Source organism: Vogesella oryzagri, from assembly GCF_040148885.1.
In the GTDB taxonomy this organism is placed as follows: Bacteria; Pseudomonadota; Gammaproteobacteria; order Burkholderiales; family Chromobacteriaceae; genus Vogesella; species Vogesella oryzagri.
Genome location: NZ_JBEFLD010000011.1, coordinates 70920 through 87434 on the forward strand (window position 1 = coordinate 70920; position 16515 = coordinate 87434).

Below are 16515 nucleotides of genomic sequence, written 5' to 3' on the forward strand. Positions count from 1 at the left end.
CGCCCCAGCACAAGATTGGCCGCATGTTTGCTAACACTCCCGAGCCGCCGTACTGGGCGGTGATCTTCAGCAGTCAGCGCACCGCCGGTGACGACGGCTATGGCGATATGTCTGCACGCATGGTGCAGCTGGCCGGTGAGCAGCCTGGCTTTCTTGGCGCCGAAAGCGCCCGCGATGGTGACGGCTTCGGCATCACGGTGTCCTACTGGCGCAGCGAACAAGCCATCGCGGCCTGGAAGGCGGATGCCGAGCACCGTCTGGCGCAGCAGCAGGGCTTTGCCCGCTGGTATGCTGGCCTGGCGCTGCGGGTGGCCAAGGTAGAGCGCGCCAAGGTCTGGCAGCGGTCGGAGCAGGGTGATGCAGCCGGGCAAGGTTGACCGCCAGCCCGCCTATGTTCTGCACAGCCAGCCGTACAAGGAGACCAGCCTGCTGGTCGAGGTGCTGACGCGGGACTACGGCCGTTTCACTCTGGTGGCGCGCGGCGCACGGCGGCCGCGCTCCGACTTGCGTGGCCTGCTGCTGCCGTTCCAGCCGCTGCAACTGTCGTGGTTCGGTAAGAGCGAATTGCGCACCCTGCACGTGGCCGACTGGCGCGGCGGCGTGCCGCAGTTTGCCGGCGAGCGTCTGGTGTGCGGCTTCTATCTCAATGAACTGCTACTGCGCTTGGCGCCGCGCGACGACCCGGCGCCGGAACTGTTCAAGTTATACGACCGCGGCGTGCGCACCCTGGCCGGCGATGTACAGTTTGGCAACGTCCTGCGCCGTTTCGAGCTGGACTTGCTCACCCTGCTGGGTTATGCCCCAATGTTGGCCGCAGATGCCGACGAGCAGGCCGTCGCGCCGGATGCACAGTATCTGTGCCGCTTTGGCGAGCCACCGCAGCGGGTGGCACCCATCGAGCGAGCGCCGGCGCGCAGCTGCCTGCTGCCGGGCAGCAGCCTGCTGGCCATGGCCGCGGGCGACCTGGGCCAGGCGCAGACCCGGCGGGACGCCAGACTGCTCACCCGCTTATTACTGGATGAACTGCTGGGGCCGGAACCACTGGCCACCCGCGAATTACTGACGACTTTGTATGCGCTGGCCGATTAGGCCGCGCCAGCCGGAGACAAGCATGATTCTGCTCGGTGTGAATATTGACCACGTAGCCACCCTGCGCCAGGCGCGCGGCACCCGTTTCCCCAGCCCGATCGAAGCGGCGCTGGTGGCCGAATCCAGCGGCGCCGACCTGATCACCCTGCACCTGCGCGAAGACCGCCGTCACATCCAGGACCACGACGTGGACGCCATGCGCGCCACCATCAAGACACGCATGAACCTGGAAATGGCGCTGACCGACGAAATGCTGGCCAATGCGCTGCGCGTCAAGCCGGAAGACGTGTGCCTGGTACCGGAAAAGCGCGAGGAAGTCACCACCGAGGGTGGGTTGGACGTAATCCGCTATTTCGACCAGGTGCGCGAATTCACCCGCCAGTTGAGCGAGGCCGGGGTCCGCGTGTCCATCTTTATCGATCCGGATGTGGAGCAGATCCAGGCGGCCTGGGATGCCGGCGCGCGGGTGATCGAACTGCACACTGGTGCCTACGCCCATGCCGATTTCAAGCATGAGGAGCAGGCCGCCGAGCTGGCGCGCATCCGTGACGCCGCGGTGTTCGGCGCCCATCTGGGCATGGTGGTGAACGCCGGTCATGGCCTCAACTACCATAATGTGAAGCCGATCGCCGCCATCCAGGAAATCGCCGAGCTCAATATCGGCCATGCGCTGGTGAGCCATGCCTTGATGGTGGGCTTTGCCGATGCGGTGCGCGAAATGAAGGCGCTGATGATCGAAGGTCGCCAGGGCCAGTAAGCGATGATATACGGTATCGGCACCGACATCGCACGGATCGAGCGTTTCGAGGGACTGCTGGCGCGCTGGGGGCTGGCCATTGGCCGTCGCCTGCTGGCAGCGCCGGAGCGCGAAGAGCTGGCGCAGGCTGCAAAGCCGGCGCGCTTCCTGGCCAAGCGCTTTGCTGCCAAGGAGGCACTGGGCAAGGCGCTGGGTACCGGCATCCGCGAGCCAGTGCTGCTGACGGCGATCGCCGTCAGCCACGATGCGCTGGGCAAGCCGATGTTTGCCTTTGACGATTCGCTGAAAGACTTTCTCGCGGCACGCGGCATCTGCAGCGTGCACCTGTCGATTTCCGACGAACAACAACATGCGCTGGCGTTTGTGGTATGCGAAACCGCCGGCGCGGCCAACCTGTGAGCCAGACATGACAACTCTGCAACTGCCCCGCGGCCCGGTGATGGCGGACGTGGCCGCCTTCATCCTGAGCGACGACGAGCGCCAGCGCCTGCTGCACCCGCTGGTGGGCGGCGTGATCCTGTTCCGTCGTAACTTCCAGAATATCGAGCAGCTCAAGGCGCTGACCACCGAGATCCGCGCCCTGCGCAGCCCGGCGCTGCTGATCGCCGTCGACCACGAAGGCGGCCGCGTGCAGCGCTTCATCGACGGCTTCACCCGCCTGCCGCCGATGCAGCTGCTGGGCCAGCTATGGGAGCAAGAAGGGGCCGAGGTTGCCCGCGCGGCGACCGAGAACGTCGGTTACGTGTTGGCCGCCGAGCTGCGAGCCTGCGGCGTGGACCTGTCGTTCACTCCGGTGCTGGACCTCGACTGGGGCCAGTGCGCGGTGATCGGCAACCGCAGTTTCCACCGCGACCCTGCCGTGGTGTCGGCGCTGGCGGTGGCACTGCAGCGTGGCCTGCAGCGTGGCGGCATGGGCAGCTGTGGCAAGCACTTCCCCGGGCACGGCTTTGTCGAGGGCGACAGTCATCATGTGATTCCGGTCGATCAGCGCAGTCTGGCGCAATTGCGCGCGGATGATCTGCAGCCGTTCGCCGCGCTGGCGGCGGCCGGTATGGCGTCGGTGATGCCAGCGCACGTGGTGTATCCGGCGGTGGATGCCCAGCCGGCCGGCTTTTCCAAAGTCTGGTTGCAGGACATTCTGCGCACCGAGCTGGGCTTTGATGGCGCCATCTTCTCCGACGATCTGACCATGGAAGGCGCGGCCGGCGTTGGCGACATCGTCGCCCGTGCCGATTTTGCCTTTGCTGCTGGCTGTGACATGGCGCTGGTATGCAATCGCCCGGATCTGGCCGACGAATTGCTGGCCCGGCTGACGCCGCCGGCACTGCCCCGGCTGGCCGAGCGCTTGGCGCGCATGGCCGGGCAGGGCGGGGTGGCCGACTGGCAGGCGCTGCTGGCCACGCCGGCTTTTCAGGCCGCGCAGCAGGCGGTGCTGCAGCTGGGGCTGCCGCGCGAAACGCTGCAGGGACCGATCGTCGGCGAAGCCTACTGAGTCGCGCACGGTGTAAAAAAAGCCCAACCATCGGTTGGGCTTTTTGCATGTTGGCCGCAGGTGGCTAGTTGGCCTGCTCCTGCCAGCGCTGCAGGTTTTTTTCGATCAGCTGTTCCATCACCTTGCTGTCCACCAGTTTCTTCATCGCCTTGTTCAGGCGCTGGTACAGCACATCGCTGAAGCAGGCGGACTGGTGACCCAGCGTCAGGTACAGCGGTTCGCGGGTGATAGTGCCGCTGGCGGTTTTCAGGTTCTGCAGCCCCAGGCGGGTGGCATAGGCCTGCGCCGGTGCGTCTTCGTAAATCAGGTAGTCGGCGCGGCCCAGGCTGAGCATGCGCAGCGCGTTTTCCACGCTGCCGACGGTCTCGATGTTCAGGCTGTGTTCGGCGAAGCGGTCGAATTCCTCGCCGAAACTGTTGTTCACCACGGTGACGCCGCGATAGCCCACCAGATCCAGCCAGCGGCTGTAGCTGACCGGCTTGCTGTCGCGCATCCAGATCGCAGTGCGGGTAATTGTCAGCGGCGTCTGGATGTAGCTCATGTACTGGCGACGCGGCTGGGTGTAAAACGCGCCGGCAATCAGGTCGACACGGCCATCGCGCACCGATTTCTGTACCCGCGCCCACGGGCCGGTGTAGTTCACCGTGATCGGGATACCCACTTCGCGCGACAGCAGCTGCATCATGTCGGCCGCGGCGCCTACCAGGTGTTTGCCATCGCTGGGGTCCACCCACAGGTACGGGGGGTACTCCGGGTTGCCGGACGCTACCAGTTGCGCGCAAGGCGCGGCGACCGCAAAAGCGGCGGCCCCAGGCAGGCTGGTGGCCAGCAACAGGGCGGTGGTAGTAAGCAAGCGGGCTAACGGCATGGCAACAATCTTGAAAACGGGCGGAAACAGTGTGCCAGTCTAGGCAGGCACTTGGTGGGCGACAAGCGGAGTATTCCGGATATTTGATTTGATTACGGTTTTCGCATGTGTGCTAGCGAAAACAATCATTTTATGCAAATGAAATTTTGCGCAAGTTGCTGTTTCCATTGTTTGATATACAAAGCGCATCAAAGAATCGTGTTTTGATAAATTTTTGTTGTTTTTACAACGCTATGCATTTTGTCAGACAAAACGCAGGCTGCATTATTGGCCGCCGCTATGCCGGCCGGGTGACAGGCTGCTCAAGCGTTGGTACAACCCGTCGCAGGCATCGGCCAGCCGCTCGATGCTGGCCTCACGCAGGGCCGCCAGATCCACGCTGTCGGCATTATCCAGCCCGGCCCACTGCAGCAAGGCGGCTCCGGCTGCCGGGTGATCGAATAAACCATGCAAGTAGCTGCCCATCACCTGGCCATCGCTGCTGATGGCGCCATCGGCAGCGCCATCGAGCAGAAACGCCGGGCGCGCGCAGTCAGGGCCATGGCTGAGCCCCATGTGGATTTCGTAGCCGCTGACGGCGGCCTGGGCAAATGCGCACTGGCCGTGGCGCTGGCGCAGGGTCTTGTCGGCGGCCAGCGTGGTGTCGATGGCTAGCAGGCCCAGCCCGGCACTGCTGCCAGCACTGCCTTCCACCCCCAGCGGATCGTGCACCTGGCGGCCCAGCATCTGGTAGCCGCCGCAGATGCCCAGCAGCTTGCCGCCGTAGCGCAGGTGACGCTGCAAGTACTGTGGCCAACCTTGTTGTTGCAGAAAGGCCAGATCAGCGCGGGTATGCTTGCTGCCCGGCAGGATCACCAGATCCGCCGGCGGCTTGGGCGCATCTGGGCCGACAAAGTGCAGGTTCACCTGCGGGTGGGCACGCAGGGCGTCGAAATCGGTGTGGTTGCTGATGCGCGGCAGTACCGGCACCACGATGTCGAAACTGCCGCGTTGCTGTTGTTGCTGGATGCTATCTTCCGCATCCAGCTGCAGGCCGTGCAGATAGGGCAGCACCGCCAGTACCGGCTTGCCGGTCTTGGCTTCCAGCCAGTCGAGACCGCCTTGCAGCAGGCTGATGTCGCCGCGGAAGCGGTTGATCACGAAGCCGATGACACGGTCGCGCTCGCTCTGGCTCAGGCAGTCCAGCGTGCCGGTGAGGTGGGCGAACACGCCGCCCTTGTCGATGTCGGCGACGATGATCACCGGGCAATCCACCGCCTCGGCAAAGCCCATATTGGCGATGTCGCGGTCGCGCAGGTTGATTTCCGCCGGACTGCCGGCGCCTTCCACCACCACCGCGTCGTAGCCCTGCTGCAGCCGGCGGTAGGAGTCCAGTACCGCGTGCATGGCGGTGGTCTTGTAGTGGTGGTAGTCGCGCGCGTCCATGTCGGCGCGAACCCGGCCCTGGATGATGACCTGCGCGCCGGTGTCCGAGCTGGGCTTGAGCAGCACCGGGTTCATGTCGCTGTGCGGCTCGACTCCGGCTGCCAGCGCCTGCAGTGCCTGCGCGCGGCCGATTTCGCCGCCATCGGCTGTCACCGCGCTGTTCAGCGCCATATTCTGCGGCTTGAACGGCGCCACCCGCAGGCCACGGCGGGCCAGCAGCCGGCACAATGCGGCGACCACGGTACTTTTGCCAGCATCCGAGGTGCAGCCCTGTACCATCAAGGTGGGCCATGGCCAGCAGGCGGGGTGGGGGGCGGACATGGGGTGTTCCTGTCGAGAGCGGAGCGCGATTCTAGCAGCATGGCCGCGCGCGGGGGCGGCCGCGACGGGCGGCAGGCTTTACAATGCGGCCAACCTGGGAGAAGCCGCCGTGCACCTGTTTGCCTTTGTCGACCGCGTGGTCACCGACATCATTACCCCGGCGCTGGACCGCCGCTTTGCCGTGACGCGCGTTACCTTGTTGTGTCAGGAGGCCGAGCTGGGGCTGGCCTATGATATTGCCGGCGTGTGCCGCAACCAGCAGCTGCCGGTCGCGGTGGTGACCGTGCCGCCGGATAGCCAGCCGCTGGCGCTGAAACAGCGGCTGTCCGAGCTGCTGCACGGTCCGCTATGTCTGAACCTGAGTGCGGCTTCGCCGGTGCAGGCGGCGCTGGCGTACGAACTGGCTCGGCAGCGGCAGCTGCCGGTGATGGCGCTGGATCACCGGCGCGATCGCCTGATCTGGCTGTCCGGCGGCGAACAGCAGCCGGTGCGCAGTGGCAGCGATATCGCCGACGGCCTGGCGCTGGAAGACTACTTTGCGCTGTATGGCTGCCGCGTGCGCGAGTCGCGCTACCGGTTGTGGCAGCGCAATCTGCAGCTGGAACAGTTGGCCGCAAGCCTGGCGCCCCGTGCCGCCAGCCATCCGCACGAGTTGTCGTTGCTCAACCGGCTGTGCAATGAGCTGGATGCGCGCCAGTTTAGCCGGCGACTGTTGCCGCGCAGCGAGCATTTCCTGCGGCACTGGTTGTTGCAAAGCGGCATGGTGACGTTTGACCACATCGGCCACCTGCGCTGTAACGACGCGCCGGCGCGGTCGTTCCTGTCCGGCGGCTGGCTGGAAGTCTGGCTGCTGTCGCTGGTGGCACGCATGGCGCCGCACTTGCCGATCAGCGATGCCGGCGTGGGGGTGAAGGTGAGCCACCATGGCGTGGAAAACGAATACGACGTGGCCATCCTGTGTAACAACCAGCTGTTTCTGGTGGAGTGCAAGACCACGGCGCCGGCCAGCCCGAAACAGCGCGGGGTTGGACTGGACAATCTGTTCAAGCTGGACAGCGCCGCCCGGCTGGGCGGGCTGGATGCCCAGGCAATGCTGGTCAGCCTGTATCCGCCCACCGGCAGCGAGCACGACCGGGCGCGCGGGCAGGGGATCGCTACCCTGGCGGGAGAGGCACTGTTGCAGGCCGATGACCTGCTGCGGCGCTGGCTGCTGGGGCGGCTGGATTAGCAGCGGCTGGAGCGTGGCGGCAGGTTGGCCGCGCCGGCCAGGGCCTGCTGGCAGCCTGTTGATTTCTGCCTGGCATGGCCGCTGCATGGCATCATGGCGCTTACATTTAGCTTCGCTAATAAATATGTCGGATACTGCCAAGTAGCCCTTGTCGACAGCGATCACCAAAAAACGAATGCCCCCCCACACCTCTTACCGGTATGCCCGGCGCGACTGCCTGCGCGCCGCGGTGGCGACCCTGTTGGCCGCCGGCCTGGCTGGCTGCCGTCTGCCCACCCCGTTGCTGCGGGTGGGCAGCAACGGCTGGCCCGGCTATCTGATGCTGGAGCTGGCCGCCCAAAGCGGACTCTACCCGGCCGGGCAGATTCGCATGGTGCGTTTCCCGTCGGCCACCCTGGTGATGCAGGGCTTGGCCTCCGGCGTGCTGGAGGCCGCCTGTCTGACCCTGGATGAAGTGATTGCCATGCGGGCGGAGGGTGTGTCGCTGCAGGTGGCGGCGGTGCTGGATATTTCCGCCGGCGCCGATGTGCTGCTGGTGCAGGATACGATCAGCGAACTGTCGCAGCTGGCCGGCAAGCGGATCGGCGTGGAGCAGAGCGCGGTAGGCGCGGTGATGCTGGCGGCGGTGCTGGGCAAGGCACAGCTGCTGCCCTCGGATGTCACGGTGGTGCCGTTGCTGCTGGATCAGCACGAGAAGGCGTTTCTGGCCGGCAAGGTCGATGCCATTGTCACCATGGAGCCATTTGCCCATCGACTGATGGCGGTGGGGGCCCGGCTGCTGTTTTCCAGTGTGGCGATTCCTGGCCGCATCCTGGATGTGCTGGCGGTGCGCAGCGAAGTCGCCGCGGTACAGCTGGATAATCTGCGGCGCTTGCTGGCGGGCCATTTCCGGGTGCTGGCGGCCTTTGACCAGCAAGAGCGGCAAACGCTGGCCGGTCTGGCTGCCTTGCTGGGCGAGCAGGGCAAGGACGTCAAATCCTATTTCTGGGGCGTGGATTTTCCCGACCGCCAGGCAAACCTGGGCTGGTTTGACGGCAAGCCGCCACGGCTGCAGCAGGCGGCCCGCGAATTGATGACGGTGATGCAGGGCGCCGGGCTGGTGCGGGCAGAGCTGGCGCTGGACGACTTGCTGTTGCCCGACGCACTACGGGAGGGCGGCTGATGCGTCTGGGGTCGCTCAAGAGCCAGCTGGTGCTCATCGTGGCCGTCATGGTGGTGCTTACCCTGGGGGGCGCCTACCTGATCGGCGTCAGCAGCCGGCTGGATGCCGAGTTTGCCGATGCCCGCCGCGACGGGCTGCAGAATGTCTTTCGCCTGAGCCAGTACCTGCTGGCCGAAAGCGAACTGCACCAGGAAGACATTGCCCAGGAGCTGGCTATGCTGGCGACCGACCCGCGCATCAGCCAGGTGCTGATTGCCGATCCGCAAGGCATCGTGCGTCATGCGCTGGACCGCCAGCAGCTGGGGCAGGAGCTGGCGCTGCAATCGTGGTTCGATGCCTCACTGCTGCAGTCGCTGCGTAGCAGCCGGCTGGGCGTGGTGCAGGTGGATCGCCGGCAGGGCAGCGTGCTGGTGGGGATTTCCTACGCGCCGCTGGAGCGTGACGTGGTGCGCAGCAAGCAACGCGGCATTGTGTTGCTCCGTTACGACCTCAATGCCACCGCGCAGCAGCTGCGCTGGCAGGTGCTGCAGGTGTTTGTACTGCCGGGCGTGATGCTGCTGCTGTTGGTGCTGCTATTGAGCTGGCTGGCGCAGCGCTATGTTGCCGGCCCGCTGGGGCTGTTGCGCGCCGCCACGCTGCGCTACGCCAAGGATGGCACCCTGCAGCCGTTGCCGGAGGTCGGGGTGCAGGAGGTGCGCGCGCTGTTCCGGGCCTTCAATACACTGCAGCAGCAGCTGCAGGATTCGCTGGGCATGCTGGAAGCGCAAAAACAGGCGGCCAGCCAGCTGGTCCAGGAGCGCGAGGCGCTGTTGCTGGCGGTGCCGGATTTGCTGTTCGAAATGTCGCCGGAGGGGCGCTACCTGCAGGTATGGTCCAATACCGCCCGCGACAGCCTGAGCGCCACGCGCGAGCAGTTGCTGGGCAAGCTAGCGCATCAGGTGATGCCGCTGGATGCCGCCGACACGGTGTGCCTGGCCATTCGCCAGGCGCTGCAGCAGGGGGTGTCGCGCGGCCAGCGCATCTGCCTGTATCTGGATTGTGAGGCACGCTGGTTCGAGCTGTCCGCCGCGCGCAAGGATGGCCCGGACGGCAGCGGCAGCTGCATTGTGCTGTCGCATGACATCACTATCCGCAAGCATGCCGAGGACGAGCTGCAACTGTGGGCGCAGGTGTTTGCCGCGGCACACAACGGCATTCTGGTCACCGACAGCTTCCGCAATATCGTGCTGATCAATAGCGCCTTTACCCGCATTACCGGCTACGAACAGGACGATATCGTTGGCCGCACGCCGAGCGTGCTGTCTTCTGGCCGCCATGACGAAGGCTTCTATCGCCGCATGTGGCAGGAAATCACCAACCGCGGCTACTGGCAGGGGGAAATCTGGAACCGCCGCAAGAACGGCGAGATATTCCCGGAGTGGCAATCAATTTCGGCGGTGCGTGGCGAGGATGGCGAGGTCAGCCATTACATCAGCGTGTTCAGCGATATCAGCAGCCAGAAGGAGGCCGAGCAGTACATCCGCCGGCTGGCCTATTTTGACAGCCTGACCGGGTTGCCCAACCGTGCGCTGCTGCAGGACCATGCCGCGCAGGCGCTGTCGCTGTCACGGCACGACAATACCCCGCTGGCGCTGATGTTCATCGATCTGGACCGCTTCAAGAACATCAACGACACCCTGGGGCACAGTGTTGGTGATCAGTTGCTGGTAGAGGTTGGCCGCAGGCTGCTGTCGCTGCTGCAGGAAAAGGACACCCTGACGCGGCTGGGGGGCGACGAGTTCATCATCCTGCTACCGGAAACCAACGAGTCGGGCGCCGGCCATCTGGCCGAAAGCGTGGTGCGGGCGCTGTCGACGCCGTATTACCTCAGCGGCTACGAGCTGATCAGTACGCCGTCCATCGGCATTGCCATGGCTCCGGTGGATGGCAGCACGCTGGAAGAACTGCTGCGCGCCGCCGATGCCGCCATGTACCGTGCCAAGGCCGAGGGGCGCAGCACGTTCCGCTTCTTTACCGCGCAGATGCAGCAGCGTTCGGCGGCGCGGCTGAAGCTGGAGGCCGAGCTGCGCCGCGCGCTGGACAAGCGCGAGCTGCAGCTCTACTACCAGCCGCAGTGCAATATGCAGGGCCAGTTGGTGGGGGTGGAGGCGCTGTTGCGCTGGATGCATCCCGAGCTGGGTGTGGTCTCGCCGGCAGAGTTCATTCCGCTGGCAGAAGAAAGCGGCCTGATCGTGCCGATCGGCATGTGGGTGCTGCAAGAGGCGATCGGCCAGATGCGCGAGTGGCGCGAGCGCGGCATCCGGGTGCCGGCGGTGGCGGTCAACCTGTCCGCGCTGCAGTTCCGCCAGCCGCAACTGGTGGAACAGGTGGCGCAGCTGTTGCACGAGGCGGCGCTGCCGGCCGGCTGTCTGGAACTGGAGCTGACGGAAAGCGTGGTGCTGGAAGATCCGGACGATGCGCTGGGACTGATGGAGCGGCTACACAACCTGGGTGTGGGCCTGGCAATCGATGACTTCGGTACCGGCTACTCCTCGCTTAATTATCTGCGCCGCTTCCCGGTGGACCGGCTGAAGATCGACCGCAGTTTCGTACAGGATCTGGAGCAGGGGCGTGGCATTGCCATTGTGCGTGCCATTGTCAGCCTGGCCCGTTCGCTGGGCTTCGTCACCATTGCCGAGGGGGTGGAGACGACCGCGCAGCTGGAGCAGTTGCGACGGTTGCACTGTGATCAGGTACAGGGCTTCCTGTTTGCCCGGCCAATGGCGGTGATACAGCTTGAAGCCTGGCTGCAGCGGCATCACGTGGTCGGGCCGGATGGCGAGGGCTGGAATTTTGAAATCTGAGCCGGCGGTACTGCGGCTGCTGGCAGGGCGCTGAATTTGGCTGCGAGGTGTATCAGGCGTGCGGCCTGACATGCGCCGCCGCACTGGTCTGGTGTCTTCGCCGGCCTTGTTATCGAGTGGTCCCGTTGGCCGGTGCAGGATACAGCGCCGCAAACAAAAGGCCCGCCAGTTGGCGGGCCTTGTCTCTGAGAGGTGCGCTACCGTTCAGGCATCCAGTCCCTGCTGTACCAGCGCGGCGGCGCGCACCACGGCACGCGCCTTGTTCTGGGTTTCCTGCCATTCCGATTCCGGCACCGAGTCGGCGACGATGCCGGCACCAGCCTGCACGTACAGCGTGTCGTTCTTGATCACCGCGGTGCGGATGGCAATGGCCATGTCCATGTCGCCGGTAAAGCCCAGGTAGCCCACCGCGCCGCCGTACACGCCGCGCTTGGTCGGCTCGAACTCGTCGATGATCTCCATAGCCCTTACCTTGGGCGCGCCGGACAGCGTGCCGGCAGGGAAGGCGGCTTTCAGGATGTCGATGTTGGACACCTCCGGCTTCACCGTACCTTCCACGCTGGACACGATGTGCATCACGTGCGAATAGCGCTCAATGGCCATATTGTCGGTGATGCGCACGCTGCCGGTGTCGGCCACGCGGCCAACGTCGTTGCGGCCCAGGTCCATCAGCATCACGTGTTCGGCGATTTCCTTCGGGTCGGCCAGCAGCTCGTCAGCTAGCGCCAGATCCTCTTCGCGGGTCTTACCGCGCGGACGGGTGCCGGCGATCGGGCGCACGGTGATGGTATCGTCCTCGCGGCGCACCAGGATTTCCGGCGAGGCGCCTACCACGTGGAAGTCGTCGAAGTGGTAGTAGAACATGTACGGCGACGGGTTCAGGCTGCGCAGCGCGCGGTACAGCGACAGCGGCGAATCGGCAAACGGCATGCTCATGCGCTGCGACAGCACCACCTGCATGATGTCGCCGTCCAGAATGTAGTTCTTGGCATCGCTGACCGCCTGCTTGAAGGCGTCCTGGCCGTACTCGGATACCGCCTCGGTGGTGGTGGAGGGCAGCGACAGCGGAATGCTGATGTTTTCGCGCAGCTTGCCGCGCAGCTGGTTCAGCCGCGCCTGTGCTTTCTGTAGCGCGTTGGGCACCGCCGGATCGGCGTACACCACCAGGTACAGCTTGCCGGATAGGTTGTCCACTACCGCCAGTTCTTCCGACAGCATCAGCAGGATGTCCGGAGTGCCAATCGGGTCCGGCTTCTGCATTGCGGCCAACCTTTTCTCGACATAGCGCACGGTGTCATAGCCGAAATAGCCGACCAGGCCGCCGGTAAAGCGCGGCAGACCGGCGATCGGCGGGGTGTTGAAGCGTTGCATGAAGCTGGTGATGAAGCCCAGCGGGTCGCCTTCGTGGCGTTCGATCACCTTGTCGCCGTATTCCACCTGCACGTTCTGTGCCTGCACGCGCAGGCGGGTGGTGGCCGGCAGGCCGATGAAGGAGTAGCGGCCGAAGCGTTCGCCGCCGACCACCGATTCCAGCAGGTAGGAATACGGCTGGTTGGCCAGCTTCAGGTACACCGACAGCGGGGTGTCCAGGTCGGCAAACAGTTCCAGAGTGACGGGGATGCGGTTGTAGCCGGCAGCGGCCAGCTCGGCAAATTGTTGTGGCGTCATGATGAAATCCGGGTGTCTTTGCAGTCGGCGCGGCAGCGCCAGGAACGAATGGGCTTTGGTGTGGCTGTCAGTATTGCCATCGCCAGCTGGCACGGTTGGGCAGGAATTTCATCGCGGATCGGGTAACAGTCATCAACGGGATATGCCGGGGCATTGTGGCGGAAAACCGCGCAGCCGTACAGGCGGCGCGGTGTCTGTCGCTGCTCAGTCGCGGCGATGCACGTGCGGGTCGTGCGACTGCTTGAGCAGCGCGAACAGGTCCACCAGGCTGCCCACTATCAGGTCGGCCTGCAGCGTGGTGGCATCGCGATAGCCGTAGCTTACCGCTACCGCCACCGCGCCGGCCTTGCGGGCGCAGGCGATGTCGTTTTCCGAATCACCCACCAGCAGCATTTCCTGCGGTTTCACGTTCAGTACCGCGGCGGCATGCAGCAGCGGCAGGGCGGAAGGTTTCTTTTCCGGCAGGCTGTCGCCGCCCAGGATCAGGCTGAACGCGGTATCGATGTCCAGCTGCTGCAGCAGCGGCATGGCCAGGAACTGCGACTTGTTGGTGATCACCACCAGCGGCAGTTCCAGTGAACGCAGCAGGCCCAGAGCGTCGGAGACGCCCGGGTACATGCGGGTGCGCACGGTGAGGTGCTCGTGATAATGGCGGATGAACAGATTGAAGCCCTGGGTCCAGGTGGCTTCGTCGCTGTGCTGGTCCATGCTGTCGGTCAGCGTGCGGTGTACCAGGCTGCCGACGCCGTCGCCGACATAGGAGGCCACGCGCTCTGCTGGCAACGGGGCAAGGTTCATGGCTTCGCGCATGGCGTTGGCGCTAGCGGCCAGGTCGGCGATGGAATCCACCAGGGTGCCATCCAGGTCGAAGGCAATGGCTTTGATGTGCTTCAGGTTCATGGTGTCGGATCGGAATCGGAGAGTGCCAATATTGTACTCGATGGCGACTGGCTTGTTCCGCCGCCCCAGCATGGCTACCATCGCAGGCTTGCCCATTGTCATAAAGCGAACTGTGATGTTCTCCCAGTCCCGATCTTTCCCCTTGTTGGCCGCACCATTACTGCTGGCCGGCTGCGCCAGCTTGCCGCTGGAAGGCAAGCGTGCCGACCAGGCCGCCATCTACACCCTGTACCACCACGCGGCGGAAGCCGGTTACAACTTCGATGGCGAATCCCGTATCACCAGCCTGCGCATTCCCGGCAAGAGCACGCCGGCCAGCGAGGCGCTGATGCAGGAGCTGGCGGGGTCGTTCCGCTTTCAGTACCGCGGCGCGGTGGACATGACGCAGGGGCGCATCGAGCTGATCCCGACGGTGCGCTTTACCCGGCCACAGGCCGAGGCCTGGGTGCGCTTTCCGCTGCAGTTGCAGCTGGATACCCTGACGCTGTACGTGGATGGCTCGGTGGCGGATCTGATGTTTCCGTCGCTCAAGCACAAGCTGGTGAAGTTTCAGCTGCCGCAGGACAAACTGAAAGACGTGCCGGTTGCCGCGGTGCTGGCCGAGGTGCCGGAAATCGTGCAGCGGGTGTATGCCGCGGTGGAGCGGCAGGCGTACACCTTCCAGCCGCTGACCGCAGCGGATCGCCAGCGCGGCGCCCAGTACCGTATCCGCCTGACGCTGGACCCGGTGGCGGATCGGGTACTGACGCGCCAGATGGTGACCGAGCTGGTGGCCAGCATCAAACGCCACAGCGACAGCCCGGACGTGCAGGCGTTTGCCGACGGTCTGGCGGGTATGGCCGCCAGCGAGCCACTGCGGCTGCAATCGGAAAGCCAGACCGAGCTGCTGGTCAGCCGGCAGGGCAAGCTGCTGGCGATGGAAGAGCAGCGTTCTGTGGCGGTAGGCGGGGCCGACGGCATGAAGCTGGGGTTGTTGACGCGGCTGGATGTCAGCAACAGCGGCAAGCCGGTATTCACCCTGCAGCCGACTGCGGCCAACGTGGTGGATTATAAAAACGTGGAGTTGCCGGCCTGGATGAAGCCCGCCGTAACGGACGCGGCGGCAGAACCGGCGGAGGAAGCAGACAAGGAAGCGGACGCCGCAGCGCAAGCTGCACCAGCCGCCCCGGTCAAGCCGGCAACCAAGGCCACGCCGGCGCCCAAGGCGAAGCCGAAAAAGCGCCAGCTAGCGAAGGCCGCATAACAAACATCCCCGCCGCGGCGGGGATGTTTGTTGCCGGGTGACGCCGCGTGGCGGCTTATAGCTGGCGGATGTCCAGCACCGGCTGGCTGCCGAACACCGGGCTGTGCAGGTAGCCGACGATGCGTGCCGCGGCCGTGGCCGGTGTGGTCAGCTCGCCATCGGCCTTCAGTGCCTCGAAGCGCGGGCGATTCGGAAACGCGGCCGGGTCGGCGGCGCGGATTTCGGCCTGCATGCCGGTGTCCACCACGCCCGGGTACAGCGATACTGCCAGCGCCGGCACCGCGCGTTGCGCCTGCTCGGCGGCCAGGGTGCGGGTGAAGTGGTCCAGTCCGGCCTTGGTGGCGCAGTACACCGCCCAGCCCGGGTAGGGGTTGGCCGCAGCGCCGGAGGAGATATTGATGATGCGGCGCGGGCTATCCGCCGGCGTCAGCGCCAGGAAGTGACTGCACAGCAGCATCGGCGCGGACAGGTTCAGCGCCACCGCTTGCAGTGTGGCCTCATCCGGCAGCGCATCGGCGCTGGCAATCGGCTGCACCGTGCCGGCGTTGTTGAGCAGCGTATAGCTGTCGCCGTCGCCCAGCGCCGCCAGCGCACGCTCCAGCAGTAGCGGCAGCAGCTGGCTGTCGGCCAGATCGGCGTCCAGCGTGATCAGCTGCGGATGCTCCGGTAGCGGGCTGCAGTCGCGGGCAATGGCCGCCACGCGGTAGCCGTCGGCCAGCAGCTGCGCGGTCAGCGCGGCGCCCAGGCCGCGCGAGGCGCCGGTGACGATGGCCAGCTTCATGCGCGGCCAACCTTGGCCAGTTCGGCACGCATGGCGTCGATCACTACCTTGTAGTCCGGCTGGCCGTAGATGGCGCTGCCGGCGACGAAGGTGTCGGCACCGGCGGCGGCGATTTCGGCGATATTGTCCACCTTGACGCCGCCGTCCACTTCCAGCCAGATCTCGCCGCCGTACTTGGCGGTGTGCTCATCGATGCGCTGGCGCACTGCGCGCACCTTGTCCAGCGTCTGCGGAATGAACTTCTGGCCGCCAAAGCCCGGGTTTACCGACATCAGCAGGATCATGTCCAGCTTGTCCATCACGTGGTCGAGGTGCGACAGCGAGGTGGCCGGGTTCAGCACCAGGCCGGCCTTGCAGCCGGCGTCCTTGATCAGGCCGAGGGTGCGGTCAATGTGGTGCGACGCTTCCGGATGAAAGGTGATGATGTCGGCGCCAGCCTTGGCAAAGCTGGCGGCCAGCGCGTCGACCGGGGTCACCATCAGGTGCACGTCGATCGGGGCGGTGGTGTGCGGACGGATTGCCTCGCACACCAGCGGGCCGATGGTCAGGTTCGGCACGTAGTGGTTGTCCATCACGTCGAAATGGATGATGTCGGCGCCGGCGGCGATGACGTCGCGGACTTCCTCGCCCAGACGGGCAAAATCGGCGGACAGCAGGGACGGGGCAATGCGGAATTGGCTCATGGCGTGTGCGCAATACGGGGTCGGAAAAATGCCGCTCATTGTACGCGATAGCAGC

General features: G+C 65.2%; 15 protein-coding genes. 9 read left to right on the forward strand and 6 right to left on the reverse strand.

Annotation, left to right across the window (positions count from 1 at the left end):
- Positions 1–23: 23 nt before the first annotated feature.
- Genes ABNW52_RS17935 through nagZ form a run of 5 tightly spaced genes read left to right on the forward strand, consistent with a single transcriptional unit; the run spans position 24 to position 3338 of the window.
- On the forward strand, positions 24–377 hold the full coding sequence (locus ABNW52_RS17935; protein WP_349590875.1) for an antibiotic biosynthesis monooxygenase family protein: 354 nt from the start codon (positions 24–26) through the stop codon (positions 375–377).
- The gene (recO, locus tag ABNW52_RS17940) at positions 358–1089 is read left to right on the forward strand and encodes a DNA repair protein RecO (RefSeq protein WP_349590878.1); all 732 of its coding nucleotides are present in this window, start codon (positions 358–360) and stop codon (positions 1087–1089) included. The genes ABNW52_RS17935 and recO overlap by 20 nt, the downstream gene beginning before the upstream one ends.
- 25 nt (positions 1090–1114) lie before the next feature.
- Positions 1115–1846, forward strand: a complete 732-nt coding sequence (pdxJ, locus tag ABNW52_RS17945; protein WP_349591018.1) for a pyridoxine 5'-phosphate synthase — start codon at positions 1115–1117, stop codon at positions 1844–1846.
- A 3-nt stretch (positions 1847–1849) separates the two neighbouring features.
- Positions 1850–2245, forward strand: coding sequence for a holo-ACP synthase (gene acpS, locus ABNW52_RS17950; protein WP_349590880.1), 396 nt, complete (start codon positions 1850–1852; stop codon positions 2243–2245).
- Between the two features lie 7 nt (positions 2246–2252).
- Positions 2253–3338 (forward strand): beta-N-acetylhexosaminidase, encoded by a 1086-nt coding sequence (gene nagZ, locus ABNW52_RS17955; protein ID WP_349590882.1) that lies wholly within the window; start codon positions 2253–2255, stop codon positions 3336–3338.
- A gap of 64 nt (positions 3339–3402) precedes the next feature.
- On the opposite strand, the gene ABNW52_RS17960 is transcribed toward nagZ, so the two are convergent.
- Positions 3403–4206: a substrate-binding periplasmic protein gene (locus ABNW52_RS17960; protein WP_349590885.1), complete on the reverse strand. Its 804-nt coding sequence runs from the start codon at positions 4204–4206 to the stop codon at positions 3403–3405.
- A 264-nt stretch (positions 4207–4470) separates the two neighbouring features.
- Entirely contained in the window at positions 4471–5952 is a 1482-nt protein-coding gene (locus ABNW52_RS17965; protein WP_349590886.1) for a cobyric acid synthase, read from the reverse strand.
- A 109-nt stretch (positions 5953–6061) separates the two neighbouring features.
- Here ABNW52_RS17965 and ABNW52_RS17970 point away from each other — a divergent pair, with 109 nt between their 5' ends.
- The 3 genes from ABNW52_RS17970 to ABNW52_RS17980 all read left to right on the forward strand — a co-directional run bounded on the left by ABNW52_RS17970 (position 6062) and on the right by ABNW52_RS17980 (position 11185).
- Positions 6062–7180 carry a Card1-like endonuclease domain-containing protein gene (locus ABNW52_RS17970; protein ID WP_349590889.1) on the forward strand — a complete coding sequence of 373 codons (1119 nt, stop codon included), beginning with the start codon at positions 6062–6064 and terminating at the stop codon, positions 7178–7180.
- A 175-nt stretch (positions 7181–7355) separates the two neighbouring features.
- The gene (locus ABNW52_RS17975) at positions 7356–8342 is read left to right on the forward strand and encodes an ABC transporter substrate-binding protein (RefSeq protein WP_349590892.1); all 987 of its coding nucleotides are present in this window, start codon (positions 7356–7358) and stop codon (positions 8340–8342) included.
- Positions 8342–11185 (forward strand): putative bifunctional diguanylate cyclase/phosphodiesterase, encoded by a 2844-nt coding sequence (locus ABNW52_RS17980; RefSeq protein ID WP_349590894.1) that lies wholly within the window; start codon positions 8342–8344, stop codon positions 11183–11185. The genes ABNW52_RS17975 and ABNW52_RS17980 overlap by 1 nt, the downstream gene beginning before the upstream one ends.
- A gap of 204 nt (positions 11186–11389) precedes the next feature.
- Here ABNW52_RS17980 and trpE read toward each other — a convergent pair whose 3' ends face one another.
- Complete coding sequence (trpE, locus tag ABNW52_RS17985; protein WP_349591020.1) at positions 11390–12856, reverse strand: anthranilate synthase component I; 1467 nt, start codon at positions 12854–12856, stop codon at positions 11390–11392.
- Between the two features lie 201 nt (positions 12857–13057).
- Positions 13058–13753, reverse strand: coding sequence for a phosphoglycolate phosphatase (locus ABNW52_RS17990; RefSeq protein ID WP_349590896.1), 696 nt, complete (start codon positions 13751–13753; stop codon positions 13058–13060).
- A 115-nt stretch (positions 13754–13868) separates the two neighbouring features.
- Here ABNW52_RS17990 and ABNW52_RS17995 point away from each other — a divergent pair, with 115 nt between their 5' ends.
- Positions 13869–14996 (forward strand): hypothetical protein, encoded by a 1128-nt coding sequence (locus tag ABNW52_RS17995; RefSeq protein ID WP_349590899.1) that lies wholly within the window; start codon positions 13869–13871, stop codon positions 14994–14996.
- Between the two features lie 55 nt (positions 14997–15051).
- Here ABNW52_RS17995 and ABNW52_RS18000 read toward each other — a convergent pair whose 3' ends face one another.
- Positions 15052–15777: an SDR family NAD(P)-dependent oxidoreductase gene (locus tag ABNW52_RS18000; protein ID WP_349590902.1), complete on the reverse strand. Its 726-nt coding sequence runs from the start codon at positions 15775–15777 to the stop codon at positions 15052–15054.
- Positions 15774–16460 carry a ribulose-phosphate 3-epimerase gene (gene rpe, locus ABNW52_RS18005; protein WP_349590904.1) on the reverse strand — a complete coding sequence of 229 codons (687 nt, stop codon included), beginning with the start codon at positions 16458–16460 and terminating at the stop codon, positions 15774–15776. The genes ABNW52_RS18000 and rpe overlap by 4 nt, the downstream gene beginning before the upstream one ends.
- Positions 16461–16515 lie beyond the last annotated feature (55 nt).

Bases quoted from the DNA above. Each gene is read 5' to 3' on its own strand.
- ABNW52_RS17975 (WP_349590892.1), top strand. From the start codon at position 7,356: ATGCCCCCCCACACCTCTTACCGGTATGCCCGGCGCGACTGCCTGCGC.
- ABNW52_RS17965 (WP_349590886.1), bottom strand. From the start codon at position 5,952: ATGTCCGCCCCCCACCCCGCCTGCTGGCCATGGCCCACCTTGATGGTA.
- ABNW52_RS17960 (WP_349590885.1), bottom strand. From the start codon at position 4,206: ATGCCGTTAGCCCGCTTGCTTACTACCACCGCCCTGTTGCTGGCCACC.
- ABNW52_RS17990 (WP_349590896.1), bottom strand. From the start codon at position 13,753: ATGAACCTGAAGCACATCAAAGCCATTGCCTTCGACCTGGATGGCACC.
- ABNW52_RS18000 (WP_349590902.1), bottom strand. From the start codon at position 15,777: ATGAAGCTGGCCATCGTCACCGGCGCCTCGCGCGGCCTGGGCGCCGCG.
- rpe (WP_349590904.1), bottom strand. From the start codon at position 16,460: ATGAGCCAATTCCGCATTGCCCCGTCCCTGCTGTCCGCCGATTTTGCC.
- ABNW52_RS17995 (WP_349590899.1), top strand. From the start codon at position 13,869: ATGTTCTCCCAGTCCCGATCTTTCCCCTTGTTGGCCGCACCATTACTG.
- ABNW52_RS17980 (WP_349590894.1), top strand. From the start codon at position 8,342: ATGCGTCTGGGGTCGCTCAAGAGCCAGCTGGTGCTCATCGTGGCCGTC.
- nagZ (WP_349590882.1), top strand. From the start codon at position 2,253: ATGACAACTCTGCAACTGCCCCGCGGCCCGGTGATGGCGGACGTGGCC.
- acpS (WP_349590880.1), top strand. From the start codon at position 1,850: ATGATATACGGTATCGGCACCGACATCGCACGGATCGAGCGTTTCGAG.
- recO (WP_349590878.1), top strand. From the start codon at position 358: ATGCAGCCGGGCAAGGTTGACCGCCAGCCCGCCTATGTTCTGCACAGC.
- ABNW52_RS17935 (WP_349590875.1), top strand. From the start codon at position 24: ATGTTTGCTAACACTCCCGAGCCGCCGTACTGGGCGGTGATCTTCAGC.